Here is a 22656-nt window from a genome sequence, read left to right as displayed (position 1 = left end):
ACCAGAGGAGATCCCGTGTTCCCGTTGTCCTACGCCCAGCAGCGGCTGTGGTTTCTCAACCGGCTGGAAGGACCGAACGCCACCTTCAACGCCCCGCTCACCCTGCGGCTGTCCGGCCGGCTCGACCCCGGCGCGCTCGCCGCCGCCTGGCGTGACGTCCTGGACCGCCACGAGAGCCTGCGCACCCGCTTCGCGGAGCGGGACGGGGAGCCCCGGCAGATCGTGCTCCCGGCGGACGACGCCCGACTCGCACTCGCCACCGCCGACTGCGCGGCCGGCGACCTCGCGGCCACCCTCAGCGCCCTGCAGTCGGCCCCGTTCGATCTGGCCGCGCACCTCCCGGTGCGGGCGCACCTGTTGGCCGTGGGGCCGCAGGAGCACGTGCTGGTGCTGGTCATGCACCACATCGTCAGCGACGGCTGGTCGATGGCGCCGCTGCTGCGGGACCTGGCCCGTGCCTACGCCTGCCGCGCGGGCGGCGCGGCGCCCGACTGGGAGCCGCTGCCGGTGCAGTACTCCGACTACACGCTGTGGCAGCGCGACCTGCTCGGCGGCGGCGACGACCCGGACAGCCTGCTCAACCGGCAGCTCGGCTTCTGGCGCCGGACGCTGGCGGGCCTCCCGGAGGAGCTGCCGCTGCCCGCGGACCGCGCGCGGCCCGCCGTCGCCACGCACCGCGGCGGTCAGGTCTCCTTCGATCTGGGGCCCGAACTGACCGCCCGGCTGCGGCAGACCGCGCGGGCCACCGGCACCACGCTGTTCATGGTGCTCCAGGCCGGGGTGGCGGCGCTGCTGACCCGCCTCGGCGGCGGCACCGACATCCCGCTGGGCACGGTCGTGGCCGGCCGCTCCGACGAGGCGCTGGACGACCTGGTCGGATTCTTCGTCAACACCCTGGTGCTGCGCACCGACACCTCCGGCGATCCGGCCTTCACCGAGCTGCTGGCCCGCGTCAGGGACACCGACCTGGCGGCGTACGGTCATCAGGACGTCCCCTTCGAGCGGCTGGTCGAGGAGCTCAACCCGGTGCGCTCCCGCTCCCGGCACCCCCTGGTCCAGGTGTCGGTCGAACTGCACGCGGCGGGCGGTGCCGCGGCCCGCTGGCCGGGGCTGGAGTGCACGGAACTGCCCGCCGATCTCGGCGGTGTCGCCAAGCTCGACCTGACCTGGGACTTCTTCGAGACCGCCGACACGGTCACCGGTGAACTCGCCTATGCCCGCGACCTGTTCGACGACGAGACCGGCGAACAGCTCGCCGTGCTGCTGCGCCGGCTGCTGACGGCCGCGGCCGCCGATCCGGCCGCTCCCCTGTCCCGGCTGCCGCTGCTGACCGAGGCAGAGCGCACCGGCCTGCTGGTGGACCGGCACCGCACGCAGCACGCCGACCTCACCCACGGGGTGGTCGCCCGGATCCGCGAGCACGCCCTGGCCCGGCCCGACGCGCCGGCCGTCACCGACCCGGACGGCCGCACCCTGGACTACGCCGGGCTGGTCGGCCGGGCCAGCGCCCTCGGCCGCCGGCTGCGGCCCGCGCCCGAGGCACCGCGCGGTTTCGTGGCCGTCCTCGCCGACCGGGGGTCCGTCGCCGTGACCGCGCTGCTGGGCATCCTGGGCGCCGGATGCGCCTACTTCCCGCTGGACACCCGTGCCCCGCTGGTCCGCAACGCCGACCGGCTGACGGACACACGGGCCGCCCATCTGCTCACCGACGCCCGGCACGCCGACCGGGCTCGCGAGATCGCCGCCGCCGTCGGCCACCGGGTGGAGGTCGTCGTCCTGGACGGCGGTGCCGACGCGCCCACCGATCCGCTGGACGCCCTCGCCCCGATCGCCCACGGCCCGGACGACCTGGCGTACGCCATCTTCACCTCCGGTTCCACCGGCCGGCCCAAGGGCGCGATGGTCGCGCACCGCGGCCTGGTCAACAACCTGCTCGGGGAGGCGGAGGCGATCGGGATCGCCGACGCCGGGCATGTGGTCGCCTCCAGCGCGCCGCTGACCTTCGACATCTCGGTGTGGCAGATGCTCACCGCGCTGATCTTCGGCGGCCGGGTGCAGGCCGTGGACCAGGACACCGCCCGTGACCCGCGCGCGCTGTTCGCCCTGGTCGTGGAGTCGGGGACGACCGTGCTCCAGGTGGTGCCCAGCCTGCTGCGGGCGGCCCTCGACGACTGGGACGCCCGCGGACAGGCGCCCGCCCGGCTGCCGCTGACCGCGCTGGCCGTCACCGGCGAGGCCCTGCCCGGTGACGTGGCCCGCCGCTGGCTGGCCCGCTACCCGGACGTTCCGCTGGTCAACTGCTACGGCCCCACGGAGTGCTCCGACGACGTCACCCAGGCCGTCATCACGGCGGCCGGCGCGCCGGACGGCGCCCGCAGCCCGATCGGCGTCGCCACCCGCGGCATGACGCTGTACGTGCTGGACGAGCACCTGAACCTGGTCCCCGACGGGGTCCCCGGCGAGCTGTACATCGGCGGTGTCGGGGTGGGCCTGGGCTATCTCGACGACCCGGTGCGCACCGCCGCGGTCTTCGTGCCCGACCCGTTCTGCGGGGAGCCCGGCCGCCGGATGTACCGCACGGGCGATGTGGTGCGGTATCTGCGGGACGGGCAGCTGGAGTTCCTCGGGCGCCAGGACCACCAGGTCAAGATCCGCGGCCAGCGCATCGAGCTGGGCGAGGTGGAGTTCACGATGCGCCGGGTGCCCGGCGTGCGGGACTCGGCGGTGTGCGTGGTCACCGGCCCGGCCGGGCAGCCCCTGCTGGCCGGGTACTACGTCGGCACTCCCGCGCCGGAAGAGGTGCGGGCGGCGCTGACGGGCATGCTCTCCGACGCGATGGTCCCCGCCGTGCTCATGCCGCTCGACGCGTTCCCGCTCACCGCGAACGGCAAGCTGGACCGCAAGGCGCTGCCGGTGCCGGACCTGGCGGGCCGCTCCGCCGGGCGGCCCCCGCGCACGGCGGAGGAGAAGGAGCTGTGCCAGGCGTTCGAGGAGGTGCTGGGGGTCCACGGGGTCGGTGTCGACGACGGGTTCTTCGACCTGGGCGGCCACTCGCTGCTGGCGATCCGGCTGGCGACCGTGGTCGCCGAACGGCTCGGGGCACGGCTGCCGGTGGGTGCCGTCTTCGAACGGCAGACGCCGGCCGCGCTGGCCGGGCTGCTCGGCGGGGACGCCCTGGTGCCGGCCGGTCCGGCGGGCGCCCGGCTGTCGGCGGACGTGTGGCTGGACGAGGAGATCCGTCCGACGGGCCCGCCGGCCTACGACGCCACCGCCGAGGGCGGTCCGAAGGCCGTGCTGCTGACCGGCGCCACCGGCTTCCTCGGCTCCTTCGTCCTGCGTGATCTGCTCGCCCACAGCCGGGCGACCGTGCACTGTCTGGTCCGGGCGGCCGACGACGCGGAGGCGATGCGGCGGATCGAGGGCGCGCTCGCCCGGTACGGGCTGTGGGAGGAGCGGCTGCGGGAGCGGATCGTGCCGGTGGCCGGGGATCTGGGCCGGCCGCTGCTGGGGCTGGGCGAGGAGCGGTTCGACGCGCTCGCCGGGGCGGTGGAGCTGATCCTGCACAACGGCGCGCGGGTGAACCTGATGGAGTCGTACACCCGGCTGAAGGCCGCCAATGTCGACGGCGTCCGCGAGATCCTGCGGCTGGCCGTGCGCGGGCGCACCAAGCCGGTGCACTACGTCTCCACCATCAGCACGGTGGTCGCCGGCCCCGACGACCCGCGGGTGCTGCCCGAGTCATGGGTGAGCGACCCGGCGCTGATCGACCCGTACGGGTATGTGCGCAGCAAGTGGGTGGCCGAGGGCATCCTGCGGATCGCCGGGGAGCGGGGGGTGCCGGTCGCCGTGCACCGTCCGTCCCGGATCGCCGGTGACTCGGTGTCCGGCGCGGTCGGCGGTGACGACGCGTTCTGGCACTACGTCCGGGCCTGTGCCGAGCTCGGCGCCCGGCCCGCCGCCGGCGCCGACGGCGGAGGTCTGCGCGAGAACATGGTGCCGGTGGACTTCGTCTCGCGGGCCTATGTGCACCTGGCGCTCACCGGTCCGGCGGACGGCCGTGTGTACAGCCTGGTCGCCGCCGAGCAGGTCGAGCTGTCGGCCGTCCTCGACGAGTTGCGCTGCGCCGGGTACGCGATGGAGGACCTGCCGTACGAGGAGTGGCTGGAGCGGCTGCGGGAGCGGGCCGCCGCGGATCCGGCGGGACTGCCGGGCGCCCGCGGCAGCTCGATTCCCGCGGTCGCGCTGCTGACCGGCACCGAGCAGAGCGCGGCCGGGCGCTATCCGGACGTCTTCGACCGGACCAACCTGGTACGGGGGCTCGCGGGCAGCGGCCTGGAGTGCCCGCGCGTCGACGCCGCGCTGCTGGAGCGGTGGTTCACCTGGTTCGGCCGTACGGGGTTCCTGCCGGGGCGCGGCTGATCTCGGCGCCGGCTGCGCGGGGCCGGGGCGCGGCTGATCTCGGGGCGCCGGCTGTGGGGCCGGGCGCGGCTGATCTCGGGGCGCCGGCTGTGCCGGGCCGGGGTTCAGCCCAGGTGCCCTGGTTCCGGGTCGTCGGGGTCGCGGAGCATGCCGGAGGTGGCCAGCAGATAGCCGAGCTGGGCGCGGCTGTTGCTCTCCAGCTGGGTGGAGACCTTGCGGATGTGCTCGGCGACGCTGCGCCGGCTCATCCCCAGTCGGCGGGCGATGGAGTCGTCCGTCTCACCGGCGACCACCGCGAGCAGGATGGCCCGCCGCACATCGGTGGTCGCGGCCGTCGACCGCAGCGGGGCGGTCTCCGGGGCGACGGGGATGGACCGGGACCAGGCGTTGTCGAAGAACCGGGTCAGCAGCCGCACCAGCGCCGGGTGATGGATCTGCAGCGCGGCCGCACCCCGTGGTTCGGCCACCGGGATGAACGCGGTCTCCCGGTCGCAGATGATCATCCGCTCGAACACCTCCGCCAGGGTGCGCACTTCGGCGCCGGCCTCGGTGATCCGCTCGATGTAGGCGATGGTCGCCGGGTGCGAGCGCACGGTGTGCTGGTAGATCGTGCGCTGCGACACCCCCCGCGCCAGCAGTCTGAGGTCCCTGGGCAGCGCCTCGGCCAGCAGGTCCGGGGAGCGGCCGCCGCCCGGCTGGGCCGTCAGCAGTTCCTCCCGGCAGCCGTCCACCGCCGCCTCCAGGGTGCGGCTGATCACCTCACCGCCGGTCAGCAGGGTCAGCGGCGCCTGCTCGCCCCGCCGTACGTCCAGGTAGACGTCGGTGAAGCGGGAGAACAGCGCATTGGTGGTCTGCAACCGGCGCTGTCCTTCGGCGACCTCTTCGCGCAGCGGCGCGAGCACGCAGTGGGCGGCGGTGGCCGGGGGGACGGCCACCGCCCGGCCGGGCGTGTCCGGTGCCTCGGCGACGAGATTCAACTTCCACAGACATGCGGGCACTTCGTCGCACGGCAGCGGGCCCGCGGAGAGGGTGCGGTAGGTCTCCAGGGCGGTGTCGCACACGTCATCGGGTTGAGAAGTGTCGCAATTGCACGGAAGTGAGCTGGGTTGTGCTCGGTTCACAACTATGCAGGTTACACATGCGCGTGCTGCGAGCCCTGGGGAACGCCGTTGGCCTGGTCCAGGATCTCCTCAGGCCGAAAAACGCCTTCGGCCCTCACAGGGGAACTAGGAGAATCATGCGCAACACGACCGCTCGCACCCTCCGCTCGACCGTCCGCACCCTGGCCGCCTCGGCCGGCGTGACCCTCGCGCTCACGGTCGGTGCCACCACGCTGACCAGCGTCCTCCCGGTCGACGCCGTCAAGGGCGACTCCGCCTGGGGCAACGGTCACAAGCCCGCCGCGCCTCGCCACTGAGCCGCGCGCCGGCCGCACCGACGAGTTCCGCGACATGCTCCCGGACACCCGCCGCGCCCACAGCGATGACCTGATCTCGTTCGTCACCGCCAGCCCCTCGCCCTACCACGCGGTCGCCGAGGCGGCCCTCAGACTGGAGAAGGCGGGATTCCGGGAGTTGTCGGAGTCCGACAACTGGCGGGACACTACGGGCAGTTGCTATGTCGTCCGGGACGGTGCCCTCGTCGCCTGGCACGCCCACCCGGCCGCGCCCGCCCACGCCCCGCTCGCGGTGGTGAGCGCGCGCACCGACGCCCCGAACCTGCGGATCCACCCGGCACCGGACGGCGCGAGCGCCGGCTGGCGGCGCATCACCGCCACGCCCTACGCCGGGTGCCGCCCGCAGCCCTGGTACGACCGGGATCTCGGGGTGTCCGGCCGGCTCCTGCTGCGCGACGGCACGACCCGGCTGGCCTGTCTCGACGAGCCGCTGCTGCGGCTGCCCGCCCCGCCGGACGGCGACCCGCCCCGCTCCCCCGCGCCGCTGTGGGGGCTGGGCGGCACCGACCCCGGCGCGCTGCTGGCCCGCGTCGCCGAGCAGTGCGGCACCGACGCCTACGAGGTGCTCGGCTGGGACCTGATGCTGCACGACGTGCAGGAGCCCGGATATCTGGGCGGGCGGGGCGAGTTCCTCGTATCGGCGCGCCTGGACGGGCTGCTCGCCCTGCACGCGGGGGTCGCCGCGCTGTCCGCCGCGGCCCGTCCGGGCCCCGGACGCGGTACGGAGGCGGACACGGTGCCGGTACTGGTGGCCGCCGGCAGCGCGGGCCACGGGGACGACGCGGCCGGTGTCTTCGCCGGACACGTCCTGCGGCGCGCGGCCGAGGCGCGGGGAGCGGACCGCGAGCAGTGGTACCGGGCGCTGGCGGGCGGCCGCCGGGTGCGGGTGGGGCTCGTCCCCGCCGTGCACCCGGACCGGCCCGAGCTGCACGATCCGGGACACCGGCCGCTGCCCAACGGCGGACCGGTCGTCACCCTGGACACGCGGCGCCCGGACAGCACCGGCGGACGGGGGTTCGCCGCGTTCGCCGCGGCCTGCGAGCGGGCGGGCGTGCCCTGGCAGACGTACGTCCCCGACGCGGGCGCCACAGGGGGCGGGCGCCCCGGACCGGCCGGGCCGGCCGTGCCGGTCACCGTCGAGGCGGGTGTGGCGGCGCTGTCGCCGTACACGCCCCGCGAGTTGTGCGGGACGGACGACCCCTGGCTGCTCGCCCGGGCGCTGACCGCCTTCACGGCCTCGGCCGGCTGACCGACGCCACCGGCCGCCCACGCGGCGCCGCCTCCACGGCCGCCGACCGCACAAGGCACCGGCCGCCGGCCGGCCGGGCACCGCCCTCACGGCCGCCCGCCGGCCCGGCGAGGCGGTGTGCTCCACAGACAGAAAACGGGGATGGGATGCAGACCATCGGTGAACCGACGCGCTTCGGCGCGTTGCTCCAGCAGTACCGCAGGAGGATCGGCTACACGCAGACGGAGCTCGCGGGCTTCTCCACCGTCAGTGTGCGGGCCATCCGCAACCTGGAACTCGGCCGGGCGAGGAACCCGCGCCGGGAGACCGTCCGGCTGCTCGCCGACACGCTCCGGCTCGCCGGGGAGCAGCGGGCCGCGCTGCTGCTCGCCGCGGGGCACGAGGCCGACGACGCCTCCTTCGACGCGCTGCCCCCGCGGCCGGCGCTCGCCGCGCGCCCGGTGCACGGCCGTGCGCGGGAGGTGGGACGGCTGGTGGAGTGGCTGCGCGCCGAACCGCGCGCCCGGATCCGGGTCACCGGGCTGGGCGGGGTCGGCAAGACGCGGGTGGCCCTCGCCGCGGCGCATGTGCTGCGCACGGAGGACCGGATGCCGGTGCTGTGGGTCGCGCTGTCGGACGGCGACCGTGCCGACGGCCGGGGCGCGTCCGGTGGCCGGCTGCCGTCCGCGGTGCGGACCGGCCTGCTCGCCGGTGAGGCCGCGGCCGCGGAGACGGCACGGCTGATCGGCGACCGGTCCGTGCTGCTGGTCCTCGACGGCGACGACGAGGGTCTGGTTCCGGCCGGTACGGTCGAGCGCCTGCTGGACGGCTGCCGCAATCTGCGGGTCGTGGAGACGGTACGGCACCCCCGCGGCGGCCACCGGGAACCGACCCTCGCGCTGGGGCCGCTGCCCGCTCCGGCTCCGACGTCCCTGGCGGCACAGGAGCCCGGTCCCGCGCTGGCCGTGCTCCTGGACCGCGCCGCCGAACTGCGGGCCGACGTCGGCACCGGGCCCGGGACCCTCGCCGATCTGCTGGAGATCTGCGCCCGCCTGGACGGCGTGCCGCGCGCCCTGGAATCCGCCGCGCACTGGCTGCTGCTGTCCACCCCCGCCGAACTCGTGCGCACCGCGCGCAGCGAGCCGCACGTCCTGGCGACCCCGCCCGGCACCGGCGATCCGGCCGGCGGCTGGGTGCACGAGGCCGCCCGGCACGCGGTCGCCGCGCTGTCCCCCGCCCACCGCGACCTGCTGCACCGCCTCGCCGCGCGGGGCCGGCCCTGGACGATGGAGGAGCTGGCGACCGGTTCGGCGGGCGGCGCCGTCAACGGCCTGGGCGAGGCGGCCGCGGCCGTGCACGCCCTGCTGCACAGCGGCCTGGTGCGGCGCACCGCCTCCGAGCGGACCGTCGCCTTCGACCTCCTCACCCTCGTACGGGGCTGTCTGCCCGCCCCCGAGTCCGCCGCCACCCCGGCCCGGCCCGACGCGGACCACCCCGCCCCCTCCGCCGACCAGGAGCACCCGCATGCCCCCAGCGAACCCGCCCACCGCACCGACACCCGCCCTGCCCTGCGTTCCGTCCGCCGGGCCGCCTGAGGCGCCTCGCTGGATCACCCCGGTGCGCCCCGCGCGGGGCGTCCCGGTCGTGCGGGTCGTCGTTCTGGCGCACTCCGGATCCGGGCCCAACGCGCTGCTGCCGCTGCTGCGCCGGCTGCACCCGGACGCGGAGGTGCTCGGGGTGACGCTGCCGGGCCGGGAGCGGCGGTTCACCGAGCCGTGCGTCGGCCCGCGGCACGACATCGACGCGGTGCTGGCGGCGGTCCTGGCCGAGCTCGCCGCCGAACGGCCGCTGCCGACCGTGTACTTCGGCCACAGCATGGGCGCGGCGTTCGCGGCGGCCCTCGCCCTGGCCGAGCCGTCGCTGTGCCGCAAGCTGGTGCTCAGCGGCCACCCCGCTCTGGAGTCGCGGGCGGGCCGCGCCGCGCAGTGGAGCGAGCAGGATCTGCTGGACGTCGTCCGGCTCGGCGGCGGCACGCCCGAGGAACTGCTCGCCGACCCGTTCGTGCGTGACCATCTGCTGACGGTGCTGCGCTGCGATCTGATCCTCGGCAGACGGCTGGCCGAGCGCACGGCGGGGCGTCCGCTGCCGGTGCCGCCCACCGTGCTGGGCGGGCTCGACGACGAACTGGTCCCGCCCGCCGAGCTGGACGGGTGGGCCGAACGCGGTCCGCTGCGCCGCCGCCTGTATCCGGGCGGCCACTTCTACCTCCTCGACGAGGCGAACGTCGACGCGGTGGCCGCCGAGATCACCGCCGGCCTGCTCCTGTGAACGCCGTGCTGCGGCACGGCTGGTTGCGGCCGCGACGGCCGGCGGCGCAACTGCCCCCGTTGTGCCGTCGGTTGTGCCCGTGGCGTCCGGTGGCCCGCTCTTAGCGTGAGCACGGCGGGCAACACGCCGCACCGCGCACCCCTGGAGGGGCATTGATAGCCACCCGAACGTACGACCTCACCGCCGGCGACCGCTTCCTTCGTCTGGAGCGTTTCCACCCGGACTTCTCGACGACGGTCAAGCTGGAGGGCCTGAACCCGGCCGGGTCCATCAAGTTGAAGGCCGCCCGGGAGATGATCGAGGCGGCCGAGGCGCAGGGCGCCGTCGCGCCGGGCCGCCATCTCATCGAATCCACGTCCGGCAACCTGGGGGTGGCGCTCGCGTCGATCTGCGCGGCCAAGGGCTACCCCGTCACCCTGGTGACCGATCCCAACGCCAACGCCCGCAGCGTACGGTTCATGCGGGCGCTGGGCGCCCGGGTGGTCACCGTCACCGACCGCGACAGCGCCGGCGGATATCTGCGCACCCGGATCGCGTACATCCGGCGGCGGCTGGCCGCCGACCCCTCGCTGGTCTGGCTCAACCAGTACGCCAATCCCGCCAACGCCACCGCCCACAGCCGGCACACGGTCGCCGAGATCCTGGACGGGTTCGGCGTACCGGACTGGCTGTTCGTCGGCACCGGGACCTCGGGCACGCTGATGGGCTGCGTCCGGCGGCTGCGTGAACTCGGCCTGCCCACGCAGGTGGTGGCCGTGGACGCGGTCGGCTCGATCACCTTCGGCGATGTGCCCGGACCGCGCTGGATCCCGGGGATCGGCGCGAGCCGGGTGCCGGAGCTCTTCCACGACGACGGCAGCTTTCTGAAGGTGCTGGTGGACGAGGTGGACACGGTCCGCATGTGCCGGCGCGTCGCCCGCGAGCACGGTCTGCTGCTCGGCGGCTCCTCCGGCAGCGCGCTGGCCGCGGTGCACGCCCTGCGCGACCGGATCCCGCCGGGCAGCCGCGTCCTCGCGCTCTCCCCGGACATGGGCGAGGGCTATCTCGACACCGTCTACAGCGACGAATGGGTCACCGAACGCTTCGGCCCCGCCGTCCTGGACGCCCCGACCACGACCGTGAACCACCTGATCGGCATCTGATCAGCCCGCGAAAGGAACACACCGTGCAGCTCGACTTCTCCGTGCTCGGCGGCCGGGAGATCGTCCGGCTCCTCGACGGCAGCGAGAAGGAGGTCGTCGACCGGGTGCGGGCCGCCTACCTCGCCCATGAGGCCGGCGCCACCGTCAATCCCGACAGCTACTTCCTGCGGTTCCCGGACAAACCGGACTCCCGCATCATCGCGCTCCCCGCGTACCTCGGCGGCGAGCGGGACGTGGCCGGCATCAAGTGGATCGCCAGCTTCCCGAAGAACGTGGCGTCCGGACTGCCCCGTGCCTCCGCGGTGCTCGTCCTCAACGACTACGCCACCGGCTACCCGTTCGCCCTGCTGGAGTCCGCCGGCATCAGCGCCGCGCGCACCGCGGCCTCCGCGGCGCTGGCCGCCACCACACTGGCCGGCCGCCCGCCCGCCACGGTCGGTGTGCTGGGCGGCGGGGTGATCGCCCGGACGATCTGCCGCTATCTGCACCGCACCGGGACCCCGCTCACCGAGGTCCGCTGCCACGACGTCGACGAGCCCTCCGCCGCCGCCCTCAGCACCCACCTCACCGACAGCTACGGGGCGACGGCACGGCCCGCCACGGCGGACCAGGCCCTGGACTGCGACCTCGTGGTCCTCGCCACCACCGCGCTGCGCCCGCACATCCCCGCGGACCGCGCCTTCCGCGCGGACCAGCTGATCCTCAACGTGTCCCTGCGGGACCTCGCCCCGCAGACGCTGCTGCGGACGAACAACGTCTTCGACGACGTCGAGCACTGCATGAAGGCCGACACCTCACCGCACCTGGCCGAACAGCTCACCGGCGGCCGGGACTTCGTCACCGGCACCCTCGCCCAGGTCATCAACGGCGAGGTGCGTCCCGACCCCGGACGGGCCACCGTGTTCTCGCCGTTCGGGCTGGGTGTCCTCGACCTCGCCGTCGGCCACTACCTGTACGAGCGGGCCCGCGCCGAGGGCAGGCTGCTGACCGTCCCCGACTTCTTCGGTGAGACGCGCCGCTGGTGACCTCCCCCAACTGCCGGTGAACTACCCGGCCTTGTGCCGCAGTGCCCGCGGGCCCGCGGCCTAACGTCGAGCCCACACCCCACAGAGAACGAATCAGGACTGATGACCATGGCTGCTGCAGAGGTGACGCCGTCCGGAGCCGACGGCATCCCGTCCGGGTTCCCCGTCGCCGGGTCCTGCCCGCCCGGCGACGACTGCGCGACGGTACGCCGCTCGCTGCGCCTGCCGGCCGCCCTCTCCACGACGCTGGCCGGCCGGACCGCCGAGCATCTGCTCGCCGCCGTCCTGCTGCTGGGCCGCAAGTACGCCGACGCCACCGGCTTCCGGGCCGGGGTGCGCCGCGCCGGGGGCCGTACCGGCGAACTGGCCCTGGAGATGCCCTCGGAGCGCACGGCCGGGGAGCATCTGGAGCGGGTCACGCAGGCGCTGGCCGCGCTCCCCGACGGCACCGGGGAGGCGCCGCCGATGCTGGTCTGCGTCCTCGACGGCCCGGCCGGCGCCACCGGCGGCGACCAGGGCGCCCCGGACGGCGGGGACCCGGACACCCCGGCCGGCCGGGACCGGGGCACCCCGGCGGCCCTCACCGTGTCCGCCGAGCACACCGCCGACGGCACCGTCCTGCACGCCGACGCCCACGGCCACCTGCTGGGGGCACCGGCCGCCGAGCGGGCCCTCGGGCACCTCGCCGGGCTGCTGGAGGCGCTCACCGGGACGCCCGGCGCGCGCATCGGGTCGCTGGCGCTGGTGACCCCGGCCGAACGGGCGCGGCTGCACGCGCTGCGCGGCACCCGTACCGACTATCCGCGCGACGCCTCGGTGTACGACCTGTTCGCGGCACGGGCCGCCGCCCGCGCCGACCACCCCGCGGTGGTCCACGACGGCGGCGCCACCCTGACCTACCGCGAACTGCACGAGCGCGCCGAGGCCCTGGCCGCCGTGCTGCACGCGCACGGCGCCGGGCCGGGCAGCCGGGTGGCGCTGCTGCTGGACAAGACGGACCGGCTGCCGGTCGCGATCCTCGCCGTCCTGCGGATCGGCGCCGCCTATGTGCCGCTGACGCCGGGACTGCCCGACCAGCGGCGCGACTTCCTGCTCGCCGACAGCGGCGCCTGCCTGCTGCTGACGGAGGACCCGGACGTCACCGCCCCCGTCCCGGTCCTGGACCTCAGCAGGCCGCACCGGGCGGCCGCCGCGCTCCCCGCGCCCGCGGCCGGCCCGCTGGACACCGCGTACCTGATGTACACCTCCGGGACCACCGGCACCCCCAAGGGCGTCCAGATCAACCACCGTGCCGTCGTCCGCCTGGTCACCGGCACCGACTACGCCGACCTGTCGCCGCAGACCGTCCTCCTGCAGACCGGCGCCGTCGCCTTCGACGCCACGACGTTCGAGTACTGGGGGCCGCTGCTCAACGGCGGCACCCTGGTCCTCGTACCGTCGTGGACCGTGCTGGAGGCCGCCGAGCTGCGGGCCGCGATCGACCGGCACGGGGTGAACACACTCTGGCTGACCGCCGCGCTGTTCAACCAGCTCGTCGACCAGGACCCGGCCGTGGCCGCGGGCTGCCAGGTGCTGGTGGGCGGCGAGGCCCTGTCCCCCCGGCACATCGCCGCGGCCCTGGAGGCGGCGCCCACCGCCACGTACATCAACGGCTACGGGCCGACCGAGAACACCACCTTCTCCGTCGCCCACCGCATCACCCGCCCGTACCCGGACCGGATCCCGATCGGCACGCCGATCGCGAACTCCACCGCCTACGTCCTGGACCGCGACGGCAACCCGCAGCCCGTCGGGGTGGCCGGGGAGCTGCACGTCGGCGGGGACGGGCTCAGCGACGGCTATCTCGGCCGGCCGGAGCTCGACGCCCGCGCGTTCACCACGGGCGGCACCGGCGACCCCGAACGGCTCTACCGCACCGGCGACATCGCCCGCTGGAACGAGGAGGGGCTGCTGGAGTATCTGGGCCGGGCCGACAACCAGGTCAAGATCCGCGGCTACCGGGTGGAACTCGGCGAGATCGAGAGCCGGCTGGCCGCCCTGCCCGAGGTGCGCGAGGCCGTGGTCCTGCTGCGGCCCCGCCCGGACGGTACGCCCGCGCTGTGCGCCTACGTCACCTCCGAGGGCCGGCTCGACCTGGACGCCCTGCGCACGGCGCTCGGCCGTGAACTGCCCGAGCACATGGTGCCGTCGGGGTTCCGGCAGGTCGACGTGATCCCGCTGACCCGCAACCACAAGGCGGACCGGGCCGCGCTGGCCGCGCTGGAACCGGTCGCGGACGACCCGGACACGGTGGCGGACGCCCCCGCCCCGGCGGACCCGTTCGAGGCGGCCGTCGCCGCCGTGTTCGCTCAGGTGCTGGACGTCCCCCGGGTCGGTCCCGACGACGACTTCTACGCCCTGGGCGGGCACTCGCTGCTGGCCATCCGGGTGTGGAGCCGCCTCCGCTCCGAGCTCGGCGTGGACTTCGAGCTGAGGCAGGTCCTGGACACCCCCACGGTCGCCGGTCTCGCGGCGAGCCTGCGCCGCCTCGCCCCGGCGGAGCGGGCGCCGGCCCGGCCGCGGCTGGTGCGGCGCTCGGCCTGACGCCTCTTCCGCGCCTTTGAACACCGCGCTCCCCGCGCTCTTCCCACCATCACGAATCCCGAGGTTCCCGGCATGAGCAATGATCTCCGTCCCGAGGGGGCGCGTCTGTTCCCGCTCTCGTTCGCCCAGCAGCGGCTGTGGTTCTTCAACCGCCTGGAGGGCCCGAGCCCCACGTACAACGTGCCGATCCTCGCCCGGATCGGCGGGGACCTGGACGTTCCCGCGCTGCGTGCGGCCCTGGGCGACGTCCTGGAACGGCACGAGGTGCTGCGCACGGTGTTCGTGGAGCACGAGGGCGAGCCCCGGCAGCGGGTGCTGCCCGCGGCCGAGGTGCCGCTGCCGCTGGAGGTGACCGACGTACCGGCCGAGGAGCTGGAGTCGGCGCTGCGCGCCGAGGCCGAGGTGCCGTTCGACCTGGACGCCGGACCCGCCGTGCGGGCCACCCTGTTCCGCACCGCGCCCGACCGGCATGTGCTGGCCCTGGTGCTGCACCACATCGCCTGCGACGGCTGGTCGGTGGACCCGCTGCTGCGCGATCTCGGCACCGCCTACGACGCCCGCAGCACGGGCCGCGCGCCGGCCTGGGAGCCGCTGCCGGTGCAGTACACCGACTACACGCTCTGGCAGCGCGACCTGCTGGGTGCCGCCGACGACGCGGACAGCCTGGCCGGGCGTCAACTGGCCTACTGGCGCGAGGCACTGGCCGACCTGCCCGAGGAGCTGCCGCTGCCGTTCGACCGGCCCCGCCCGCAGACGGGCACCTTCCGTGGCGCCGACGTCGGCTTCCGCGTCTCGGCACAGGCGCACGCCAAGCTGCTGGAGACGGCGCAGGAGACCCGTACGACCCTGTTCATGGTGGTGCAGGCCGCGGTCGCCGCACTGCTGACCCGGCTCGGCGCCGGTACGGACATCCCGCTCGGCATCTCCATCGCCGGCCGCACCGACCAGGCGCTGGACGACCTCGTCGGGCTGTTCATCAACACCCAGGTGCTGCGCACCGACACCTCCGGTGACCCCAGCTTCCGGGAGCTCGTCGAGCGGGTCCGGGAGACCAGCCTGGACGCCTACTCCCACCAGGACCTGCCGTTCGACCGGCTGGTGGAGGAGCTGAACCCGGTGCGGCACCGGGCGCGTCACCCGCTGTTCCAGGTCGGTCTGGAACTGCACAGCGGCGGGCGGGAGATCCGCCTGGGCGGGCTGGAGACGCGTGTCGAGTTCCTGAAGATGTCGGTGGCGAAGTTCGACCTGTCCGTGGTGCTGCGGGACCGTACCGCCGCCGACGGCACACCGCTGGGCATCGACGGCACCCTGGAGTACGCCACCGATCTGTTCGACGCGGACACCGCGGCGGCGCTCGCCGAGCGGCTGGTGCGCTTCCTGGAGGCCGCGGTCGCCGCGCCGGACGCCCCGATCGGCGCCGCCGGGATCCTGACCCCGGCCGAGCGGGAGCTCCTCGCCGAGTGGAACTCCACCGCCCGCGAGCTGCCCGAGGGCACCATCGGCGACCTGTTCGCGCGGCGGGCGGCGCTCACCCCGGACGCCGTCGCGCTGGTCGCGGGCTCGACCGAGCTGACGTACGCGCAGCTCAACGCCTGGGTGAACCGGCTCGCGCACCATCTCATCGGCATGGGTGTGCGCGCCGACTCGGTGGTCGCCGTGGCGATGCCGCGCACCGCGGAGGCGGTCGTCGCCTGGCTGGCCGTCGCCAAGTCCGGGGGCGTGTACACCCCGATCGACCCGCAGAACCCGGTCGAGCGGATCCGTCAGGTCCTCGCCGACGCCCGCCCCGCGGTCCTGGTCACCACGGCGGACATCGCCGCGTCCCTCGGCCCGGACGCCGGGCTTCCGCCGCTGGTCACCGAGCACGTCCAGGCCGGCCGGCCCGAGCACGACCCGACGGACGCCGACCGGCCGGTGCCGCTGCTCCCCGACCACGCGGCGTACATCATCTACACCTCCGGCTCCACCGGCCTGCCCAAGGGCGTCACCGTGCTGCACCGGGCGCTGGTCAACCTGTGGACGTACCACACCGGGATCACCTTCCCGCCGCCCGCCGGGCCCGAGGACCGGGTGAAGGTCGCCCTGTCCGCCTCGCTCGCCTTCGACACCTCCTGGGAGGGTGTCCTGGCCATGGTCGCGGGCCATGAGCTGCACCTGCTGGACGAGCTGACCCGCCGTGACCCCCGGCTGCTGGTGGACTACGTCACCCGGCACGGCATCGGCCAGCTCGACGTCACCCCGAGCTTCGCCGCGCAGCTGCTCTCCGAGGGCGTGCTGGACGGCGAGCAGGCCCCGCGCACCCTGATGCTCGGCGGCGAGGCGGTCGGCGAGGCCCTGTGGAGCGACCTGGGCAAGGCCCCGCACACGACGGCCTACAACTACTACGGGCCCAGCGAGTTCTGTGTCGAGGCGTCCGGCTGCGCCCTGCCCGACCATCCGACGGCCACCATCGGCCGGCCCGTGCACAACACCGCGATCCACATCCTCGACGAGCACCTCAACCCGGTGCCGCCGGGTGTGCTCGGCGAGATCTACCTGGCGGGCGCCAATCTGGGCCGCGGCTATCTGGGCCGGCCGGGGCAGACCGCCGCGCGGTTCGTGGCCAACCCGTTCGGCGAGCCGGGCGAGCGGATGTACCGCAGCGGCGACATGGGGCGCTGGACCCGCGACGGGTACCTGATCTTCGCCGGGCGCTCCGACGACCAGGTCAAGCTGCGGGGCATCCGGATCGAGCTCGGGGAGATCCGGACCGCGATCACCGGGCACGCCGAGGTGTCGGACGCGGCGGTCGTCGTCCGCGAGGACACGCCGGGCGACAAGCGGCTGGTCGCCTATCTGGTGCCGGCCAGGGGCGCCGCCGTCGACCTGTCCGAGCTGCGTTCCGCCCTCGCCACCCGGCTGCCCGAGTACATGATCCCCTCGGCCTTCGTGCTGCTGGACGCCCTTCCCCTGACCCGTAACGCCAAGCTGGACCGGCGTGCCCTGCCGGTGCCGGACTACGGGTCCCGGTCGGCGGGCCGGGCCCCGCGCACCGAGCGGGAGCGGCAGGTCGCCGAGCTCTTCGCGGAGATCCTGAAGGTCGACTCCGTCTCACTCGACGACAACTTCTTCGAGCTGGGCGGGCATTCGCTGCTGGCGACCCGGCTGGTGAACCGTATCCGCACGGTGCTGGGTGCCGAGGTGAACCTGATGAAGCTGTTCGGCAGCCCGACCGTGGCGGGCGTGGTCGCCAGCCTCGCCGACGAGACGCCGGCCGCCGCGGCGGCACGGCCGCAACTGGTCCGCCGCGGCGCCTGAGTCCCCCTACGCGACGCGGTGGCGCGCGCCGCCACTCGCGTACGGGCCCCTGGCCCACTACGGGGTGACACGCGCCGCCACTCGCGTACGGGCCCCTGGCCCACTACGGGGTGACACGCACCGCCACCCGCGTACGAGCCCCTTGCCCTCCACGGGATGACACGCACCGCCCCCGCGTCCGAGCCCTCCCCCTGCGGGGTGGCGCGCGCTGCCGCTCGCGCGCGCCGCCCCGCCCCAGCCACTGGAGACCCGCATGACCCCCGAGATCGACGAGCACTTCGCCCGGCTGAAGGCCGAGCACGGCGCCGACTGCCTCGACCGCGTCGAGGAGATGCTGGAGCCCAGACGCCGCAGCGAGCAGCGTCATCCGCTGCAGCAGGCCGCCAAGTGGGTGCTGCCCGGCATCCCGCAGGTGCCCTGGCACGACCCGTACGCCTACCCGGAACTGCTTCCGCTGGTCACCGCGCTGGAGGCCAGCCACGCGCAGATCAAGGCCGAGCAGGAGCTGGCCTGGGAGCGGCGCCGCGCGGAGTTCTCCGACTACGAGCACTATCTGGTGCGGCAGCAGAACTGGCAGGCGCTCTACCTCTACCGTGACGGCGCCCTCAACCCGCAGGCCGAGCCGCTGGCTCCGACCGCGTACAAGGTGCTCAAGGAGAACGCCGTCGACACCGGCGTGATCTGCCCGCTGCTGGAGTCCCACTTCTCCACGCTGCTGCCCGGTGCCGCCATCAAGCCGCACTGCGACCTGTGGAACTTCAGCATCAATCTGCACCTGGCGATCGACATCCCGTCCGGCGCGGCGATCCGTGTCGCCGAGGAGACGCGGGAGTGGGAGGAGGGCAAGTGCCTGCTCTTCGACTACTCCTTCGAGCACGAGGCGTGGAACGGCGGCGACCGGACCCGCACCTGTCTGCTGGCCGACCTGTGGCACCCGGACACGACGCCGCCGGAGCGGGCCGCGCTGACCATGCTCATGAACGAGATCCAGAAGATGATGGCCGGCTGACGCCTCGCCGACCCGCTCGATCCCTCTCCCCCGGCCTGTGCCGCCCTCCCCCTCGAAGAGGTCACGTTGTCCCCCGCCACCGCCGTCAAGAGCGCCCTCGACCACATCGACCTGGCCGACCCCCAGGTCTTCACCGACCCCGACCACCACCGCATCTTCCGCTATCTGCGCGATCACGCCCCGCTGCACTGGAACCCGGAGGGCAGCGAGCCGGGGTTCTGGTCGGTCACCCGCTACGAGGACTGTCTCGCGGTCCAGAAGGACGGCGTCACCTTCAGCTCGGCCGGCACCAACACCCTCGGCGCCCAGCGCTGGACCGGCGACGAGGGCTCAGGGCGGATGCTCACGCATGTCGACGGGCCCCGCCACACCGAGCTGCGGCAGATCGTGAACCGTGCGTTCACCCCGCGTGCCATCGGCCGGCTGGAGCCGTACATCCGCTCCGTCGTCGTGGAGTCCCTGGACGAGGCGCTGGAGGCCGGCGAGGTCGACTTCGTGGACACCGTGGCCCTGCTGCCGGTCGCCTCGATCGCCGCGCTGCTCGGCATCCCGAAGGAGGACTGGCGGCTGCTGCTGAACCTGACGACCGCCGCGTTCGGCTCCGCCGACCAGGACGTGCAGCTCTCCCCCAGTGCCCGGGCCGCCGCCGCGGCCGCCCACGCCCAGCTGCTGCTCTACTGCCAGGACCTGATGGACCAGCGCCGCATCGCCCCGCGCGACGACATCGTGACCCGGCTGGTCGAGGCCCAGCGCACCGGCAAGCTCACCGAGGAGGACGCGATGCTCTTCTTCGACCTGCTGCTGCTCGGCGGCAACGAGACCACCCGCCACGGGGCCGTCGGCGCCCTCCTCGCCCTCATGGACCACCCCGACCAGTGGCGCAGGCTGCGCGCCGACCGCGGGCTGCTGAACCCCGCCGTCGGCGAGGTGCTGCGGTACGTGTCCCCGAGCAAGCATGTGCTGCGCCGGGCCGAGCGGGACGTGGAGCTGCACGGACAGACCGTCAGGGCCGGCCAGGAGGTGGCGATCTGGCACTTCTCGGCCAACCGCGACGGCCGTGCCTTCGCCGACCCCGATGTGTTCGACGTGGGTCGCGTGAGCGACGTCCCGCACCTCGCCCTCGGCTCCGGTCCGCACTACTGCATCGGTGCCGCCCTGGCCTCGCTGGAGCTGCGGCTGTTCCTGGACGAGCTGTGCGACCGGGTGGGTTCGGCGGAGCTCCTCGAGCCGCCCGTCCGGCTGGCCTCCACGGTGATCGGCGGCTTCAAGCGGGCGCGGGTGAGCCTGCGTCCGGTGTGAGCGGCGCCGCCCGTTCCCTCCCCGTGACCGATCCGACTGACGTCCCCACTGACCTCCCCGCTGACGTTCCCCCTGACGTTCCCCCTGATGTCCCCTGACGTCCCCGCTGATGTCCCCGAGAACAGGTGAGCCGACCGATGCAAGAAACGACCACACTGGCCCCCGAGGCCACCGCCCCGGCACCCGATGTGCCCGCCGGGGGCGAGGAGGCGGCCGGGCCCGGCCGCCCGTCGCTGTGGCGCAGCCGCAACTTCCTGCTGCTGTGGACCGGGCAGACGGTGGGCGAGCTGGGCGCGCAGATCTCCACGGTCGCCGTGCCCCTGCTCGCGGCCACCACGCTGAAGGCGAGCGTCTTCCAGATCTCGCTGCTGACGTTCCTGTCCTGGCTGCCGTACCTGCTGTTCTCGCTGCCGGCCGGTGTGATCGCCGACCGTGTCGACCAGCGGCGCCTGATGATCTGGTGCGATCTGGGGCGGATGGCCCTGATGGCCTCGCTGCCGGTGGTCGCGCTGGTGTCGGAGCTGAGCCTGTGGCACCTGTACACGGTGGTGGGCCTCACCGGTGTGCTGACCGTGCTGTTCAACATCGCCTACAAGAGCAAGCTGCCCCGCATGGTGGAGGCGCACCAACTGGTCGACGGCAACGCCAAGTTGTCGATGAGCAAGGACTTCGCGGAGCTGATCGGCCCCAGCATCAGCGGTGTGCTGATCGGGCTGGTCGGCGCCACCCGCACCTTCTTCGGCAACGGACTGGCCTTCCTGGTCAGCGCGGTCACGCTGTTCCTCATCAAGGAGCCGCCCGGCGCCGGCCCGGTGGAGCGCGACGCCGAGGAACAGGACCGGACGCCGCTGCGCACGCAGATGACCGAGGGGCTGTCCTTCATCCGCCGCCAGCCCATCCTGCGCAAGATCCTCGCGTGCACCACGACGTCCAACTTCTGGGTGATGGCGGCCGGTTCCATCGAGGTCACCTTCATGGTGCGGGAGCTGCGCGCGCCGTCGTGGATGGTCGGCCTGGTGTTCAGCGTCAGCGCGGTCGGCGGTCTGGCCGTCGGCGCACTCACCCAGCGCATCTCCCAGCGGGTGGGCACGGCCCGGATCATCTGGGTCTCGATGGCCGTGCCGGGCCCGCTGTATCTGCTGATGCCGCTGGCGCAGCCCGGCTGGGGCGTGCTGCTGTACGGGCTGGGGCTGGCGGCCTTCTCCGCCAACGCGGTGCTCTACAACGTCGCGGCCACCTCGTACCAGCAGTCCATCACGCCCACGCAGCTGCTCGGCCGGGTCAACGCCTCGTTCCTGTGGATCTGTTACGGCGCCATTCCGCTGGGTGCCCTGACCGGCGGGCTGCTCGCCAGCGCCCTGGGGCTGCGTACGGCCCTGCTGATCTGTGTGCTCGGCACCTGGAGCGCCGCCCTCTTCGTCTACTGCTCGCCCCTGCGCGGCATGCGGGACATGCCGGAGACGGCGCCCGGCGAGGAGCGCTGACCCGTCCGTGTCCGGCCAGCCCGACCTCTCCCTGTACGGCAGGGCACGCGAGGCGGCCGAGCTGTACGCGGCGCTCACCGACGGCGGGCCGCGCACCGTCGAGCTGACCGGCTTCGCCGGCGTCGGCAAGACGGCGCTGGCCCGCGAGGTCGCCCTGTGGACGGGCCGTGAGACCGGCTGGCCCGTCCATCGCATCGCCGCCCGACCCGCCCCCGGTCTCCCCCACCTCGCCGCCCACGCGCCGGAGAACCGACCGTTCCTGCTCGTCCTGGACAGTCCGGCGGACGCGGCGGGGGAGGCGGGTGAGGCGGCGCTCGGGGTGCCGGAAGGAGCCGGCGAAGGTCCGGGCGCCCCCGGCGCTGCCGTCCCGTCGGTGGTCGAAGCCGGTGCTGCCGGCGCGCAGGTGGTCGAAGCCGTGGGTGAGCGGTGGCCGAAGGCCCGGATCCTGCTCGTCGGCCGGGCCCCGGCCCCCGTGCGCGTGGACCACCGTCTCGCCCTCGCTCCGCTCCTCCCCCTCGCCGCCTGCGGTGCCGACGCCCCCGACCCGGCGTACGAGCTGCTGACGGCGGCCGTGGGCCGGCTCGGCCCCTCGGTTCACCCGAGGTCCGCGGACGGCCCCCGCATCGCCGAGCTCGCCCGGCTCCTCGACGGCCTGCCCCGCTCCCTGGAGGCCGCGGCCCACTGGTTTCCGCTCGCCCCGCCCGGCGAGCTGCTGGAGGCGGCCCGCGCGCATCCCCTGCTGCTGACCGAGCCGCCGTGGCGGCAGGGCGGAGTCCCCGGATGTGTGCGGGCGGCCGTCCGCGCCGTCGCCGAGCTGCCCGACGCCCCGGCCCGGCTGCTGTCCTGGGCGGCAGGGCGGGAACGGCCCTGGACGCCGGCCGAGGCACCCCTGTCCCGCTGGGAGGCGGGCCGTGCCGTCCGGGACCTGCTCGCCCGCGGCCTGGTCCATCGCTGCGGCCCCGACGGCCTCCGGCTGCTCACCGCCGTCACCGCTGCCGTTTCGCCGCTGCAGGAATCCATAACTGCCGCAAAGCTACCGGCATTTGTGCCGCATGGAATTTCGCACCACAACTAGCTTTTCAGTCGAAGGCAATTGATGCCGCCCCGATAAGGAGAAGACCGGCATGGCGAATCCGTTCGACAACGAAGACGGCACTTTCCTGGTCCTGGTGAACGGCGAACGCCAGCACTCGCTGTGGCCCGCCGCCCACCCCGTCCCGGCCGGCTGGGAGCCGGTGACCCCGAAGAGCAGCCGCCAGAGCTGCCTGGACTACATCGAGGAGCACTGGACCGACCTGCGCCCCGCCGCCCTGATCGCGCACGCCGCGGCCGCGGGCGTCTGACGCCGGCGTACGGCCGTACCGCCGATCATCCGCACAGAAAAGG

The 22656-nt window shown here is 74.3% G+C and carries 15 protein-coding genes; 14 read left to right on the top strand and 1 reads right to left on the bottom strand.

What is annotated here, in order from left to right:
* The first annotated feature begins 15 nt into the window (after positions 1 to 15).
* On the top strand, positions 16 to 4419 hold the full coding sequence (locus tag ACSU6M_RS28280; protein ID WP_437073395.1) for a non-ribosomal peptide synthetase: 4404 nt from the start codon (positions 16 to 18) through the stop codon (positions 4417 to 4419).
* A gap of 104 nt (positions 4420 to 4523) precedes the next feature.
* On the opposite strand, the gene ACSU6M_RS28275 is transcribed toward ACSU6M_RS28280, so the two are convergent.
* Complete coding sequence (locus ACSU6M_RS28275; protein ID WP_437073393.1) at positions 4524 to 5480, bottom strand: LuxR C-terminal-related transcriptional regulator; 957 nt, start codon at positions 5478 to 5480, stop codon at positions 4524 to 4526.
* A 176-nt stretch (positions 5481 to 5656) separates the two neighbouring features.
* On the opposite strand from ACSU6M_RS28275, the gene ACSU6M_RS28270 reads away from it, so the two are divergent.
* The 13 genes from ACSU6M_RS28270 to ACSU6M_RS28210 all read left to right on the top strand — a co-directional run bounded on the left by ACSU6M_RS28270 (position 5657) and on the right by ACSU6M_RS28210 (position 22613).
* Positions 5657 to 5836: a hypothetical protein gene (locus ACSU6M_RS28270; protein ID WP_437073392.1), complete on the top strand. Its 180-nt coding sequence runs from the start codon at positions 5657 to 5659 to the stop codon at positions 5834 to 5836.
* A 34-nt stretch (positions 5837 to 5870) separates the two neighbouring features.
* Positions 5871 to 7124, top strand: coding sequence for a M18 family aminopeptidase (locus ACSU6M_RS28265; RefSeq protein ID WP_437073390.1), 1254 nt, complete (start codon positions 5871 to 5873; stop codon positions 7122 to 7124).
* A gap of 146 nt (positions 7125 to 7270) precedes the next feature.
* Complete coding sequence (locus ACSU6M_RS28260) at positions 7271 to 8698, top strand: helix-turn-helix domain-containing protein (protein WP_437073388.1); 1428 nt, start codon at positions 7271 to 7273, stop codon at positions 8696 to 8698.
* Positions 8628 to 9431, top strand: a complete 804-nt coding sequence (locus ACSU6M_RS28255; protein WP_437073386.1) for a thioesterase II family protein — start codon at positions 8628 to 8630, stop codon at positions 9429 to 9431. Before ACSU6M_RS28260 ends, ACSU6M_RS28255 begins: the two co-directional genes overlap by 71 nt.
* A 152-nt stretch (positions 9432 to 9583) precedes the next feature.
* Positions 9584 to 10573 carry a 2,3-diaminopropionate biosynthesis protein SbnA gene (gene sbnA / locus ACSU6M_RS28250; RefSeq protein WP_437073384.1) on the top strand — a complete coding sequence of 330 codons (990 nt, stop codon included), beginning with the start codon at positions 9584 to 9586 and terminating at the stop codon, positions 10571 to 10573.
* A gap of 23 nt (positions 10574 to 10596) precedes the next feature.
* Positions 10597 to 11598, top strand: coding sequence for a 2,3-diaminopropionate biosynthesis protein SbnB (gene sbnB, locus ACSU6M_RS28245; RefSeq protein ID WP_437073383.1), 1002 nt, complete (start codon positions 10597 to 10599; stop codon positions 11596 to 11598).
* A gap of 108 nt (positions 11599 to 11706) precedes the next feature.
* A complete protein-coding gene (locus ACSU6M_RS28240) occupies positions 11707 to 14181 on the top strand; it encodes a non-ribosomal peptide synthetase (protein WP_437073381.1) in 2475 nt (824 codons plus the stop codon).
* Positions 14182 to 14253: 72 nt separating this feature from the next.
* Positions 14254 to 17478: a non-ribosomal peptide synthetase gene (locus ACSU6M_RS28235; RefSeq protein ID WP_437073379.1), complete on the top strand. Its 3225-nt coding sequence runs from the start codon at positions 14254 to 14256 to the stop codon at positions 17476 to 17478.
* Positions 17479 to 17731: 253 nt separating this feature from the next.
* A complete protein-coding gene (locus ACSU6M_RS28230) occupies positions 17732 to 18487 on the top strand; it encodes an aspartyl/asparaginyl beta-hydroxylase domain-containing protein (RefSeq protein ID WP_437073378.1) in 756 nt (251 codons plus the stop codon).
* Between the two features lie 66 nt (positions 18488 to 18553).
* On the top strand, positions 18554 to 19786 hold the full coding sequence (locus tag ACSU6M_RS28225; protein ID WP_437073376.1) for a cytochrome P450: 1233 nt from the start codon (positions 18554 to 18556) through the stop codon (positions 19784 to 19786).
* A gap of 137 nt (positions 19787 to 19923) precedes the next feature.
* Positions 19924 to 21270 (top strand): MFS transporter, encoded by a 1347-nt coding sequence (locus ACSU6M_RS28220; RefSeq protein WP_437073374.1) that lies wholly within the window; start codon positions 19924 to 19926, stop codon positions 21268 to 21270.
* Positions 21271 to 21277: 7 nt separating this feature from the next.
* Complete coding sequence (locus tag ACSU6M_RS28215; protein ID WP_437073372.1) at positions 21278 to 22345, top strand: hypothetical protein; 1068 nt, start codon at positions 21278 to 21280, stop codon at positions 22343 to 22345.
* A gap of 49 nt (positions 22346 to 22394) precedes the next feature.
* Complete coding sequence (locus tag ACSU6M_RS28210) at positions 22395 to 22613, top strand: MbtH family protein (protein ID WP_437073371.1); 219 nt, start codon at positions 22395 to 22397, stop codon at positions 22611 to 22613.
* The last annotated feature ends 43 nt before the right edge of the window (positions 22614 to 22656 follow it).

Origin of the sequence: Streptomyces sp. enrichment culture (assembly GCF_964272895.1) — a bacterium.
Classification (GTDB): domain Bacteria; phylum Actinomycetota; class Actinomycetes; order Streptomycetales; family Streptomycetaceae; genus Streptomyces.
This window is presented reverse-complemented; position numbering and strand designations above follow the sequence as displayed.

Excerpts from the sequence above, each read along its gene's own strand:
- ACSU6M_RS28270 (WP_437073392.1), top strand. The coding sequence starts at position 5,657 with ATGCGCAACACGACCGCTCGCACCCTCCGCTCGACCGTCCGCACCCTG.
- ACSU6M_RS28265 (WP_437073390.1), top strand. The coding sequence starts at position 5,871 with ATGCTCCCGGACACCCGCCGCGCCCACAGCGATGACCTGATCTCGTTC.
- ACSU6M_RS28260 (WP_437073388.1), top strand. The coding sequence starts at position 7,271 with ATGCAGACCATCGGTGAACCGACGCGCTTCGGCGCGTTGCTCCAGCAG.
- ACSU6M_RS28255 (WP_437073386.1), top strand. The coding sequence starts at position 8,628 with ATGCCCCCAGCGAACCCGCCCACCGCACCGACACCCGCCCTGCCCTGC.
- ACSU6M_RS28240 (WP_437073381.1), top strand. The coding sequence starts at position 11,707 with ATGGCTGCTGCAGAGGTGACGCCGTCCGGAGCCGACGGCATCCCGTCC.
- ACSU6M_RS28235 (WP_437073379.1), top strand. The coding sequence starts at position 14,254 with ATGAGCAATGATCTCCGTCCCGAGGGGGCGCGTCTGTTCCCGCTCTCG.
- ACSU6M_RS28230 (WP_437073378.1), top strand. The coding sequence starts at position 17,732 with ATGACCCCCGAGATCGACGAGCACTTCGCCCGGCTGAAGGCCGAGCAC.
- ACSU6M_RS28220 (WP_437073374.1), top strand. The coding sequence starts at position 19,924 with ATGCAAGAAACGACCACACTGGCCCCCGAGGCCACCGCCCCGGCACCC.
- ACSU6M_RS28210 (WP_437073371.1), top strand. The coding sequence starts at position 22,395 with ATGGCGAATCCGTTCGACAACGAAGACGGCACTTTCCTGGTCCTGGTG.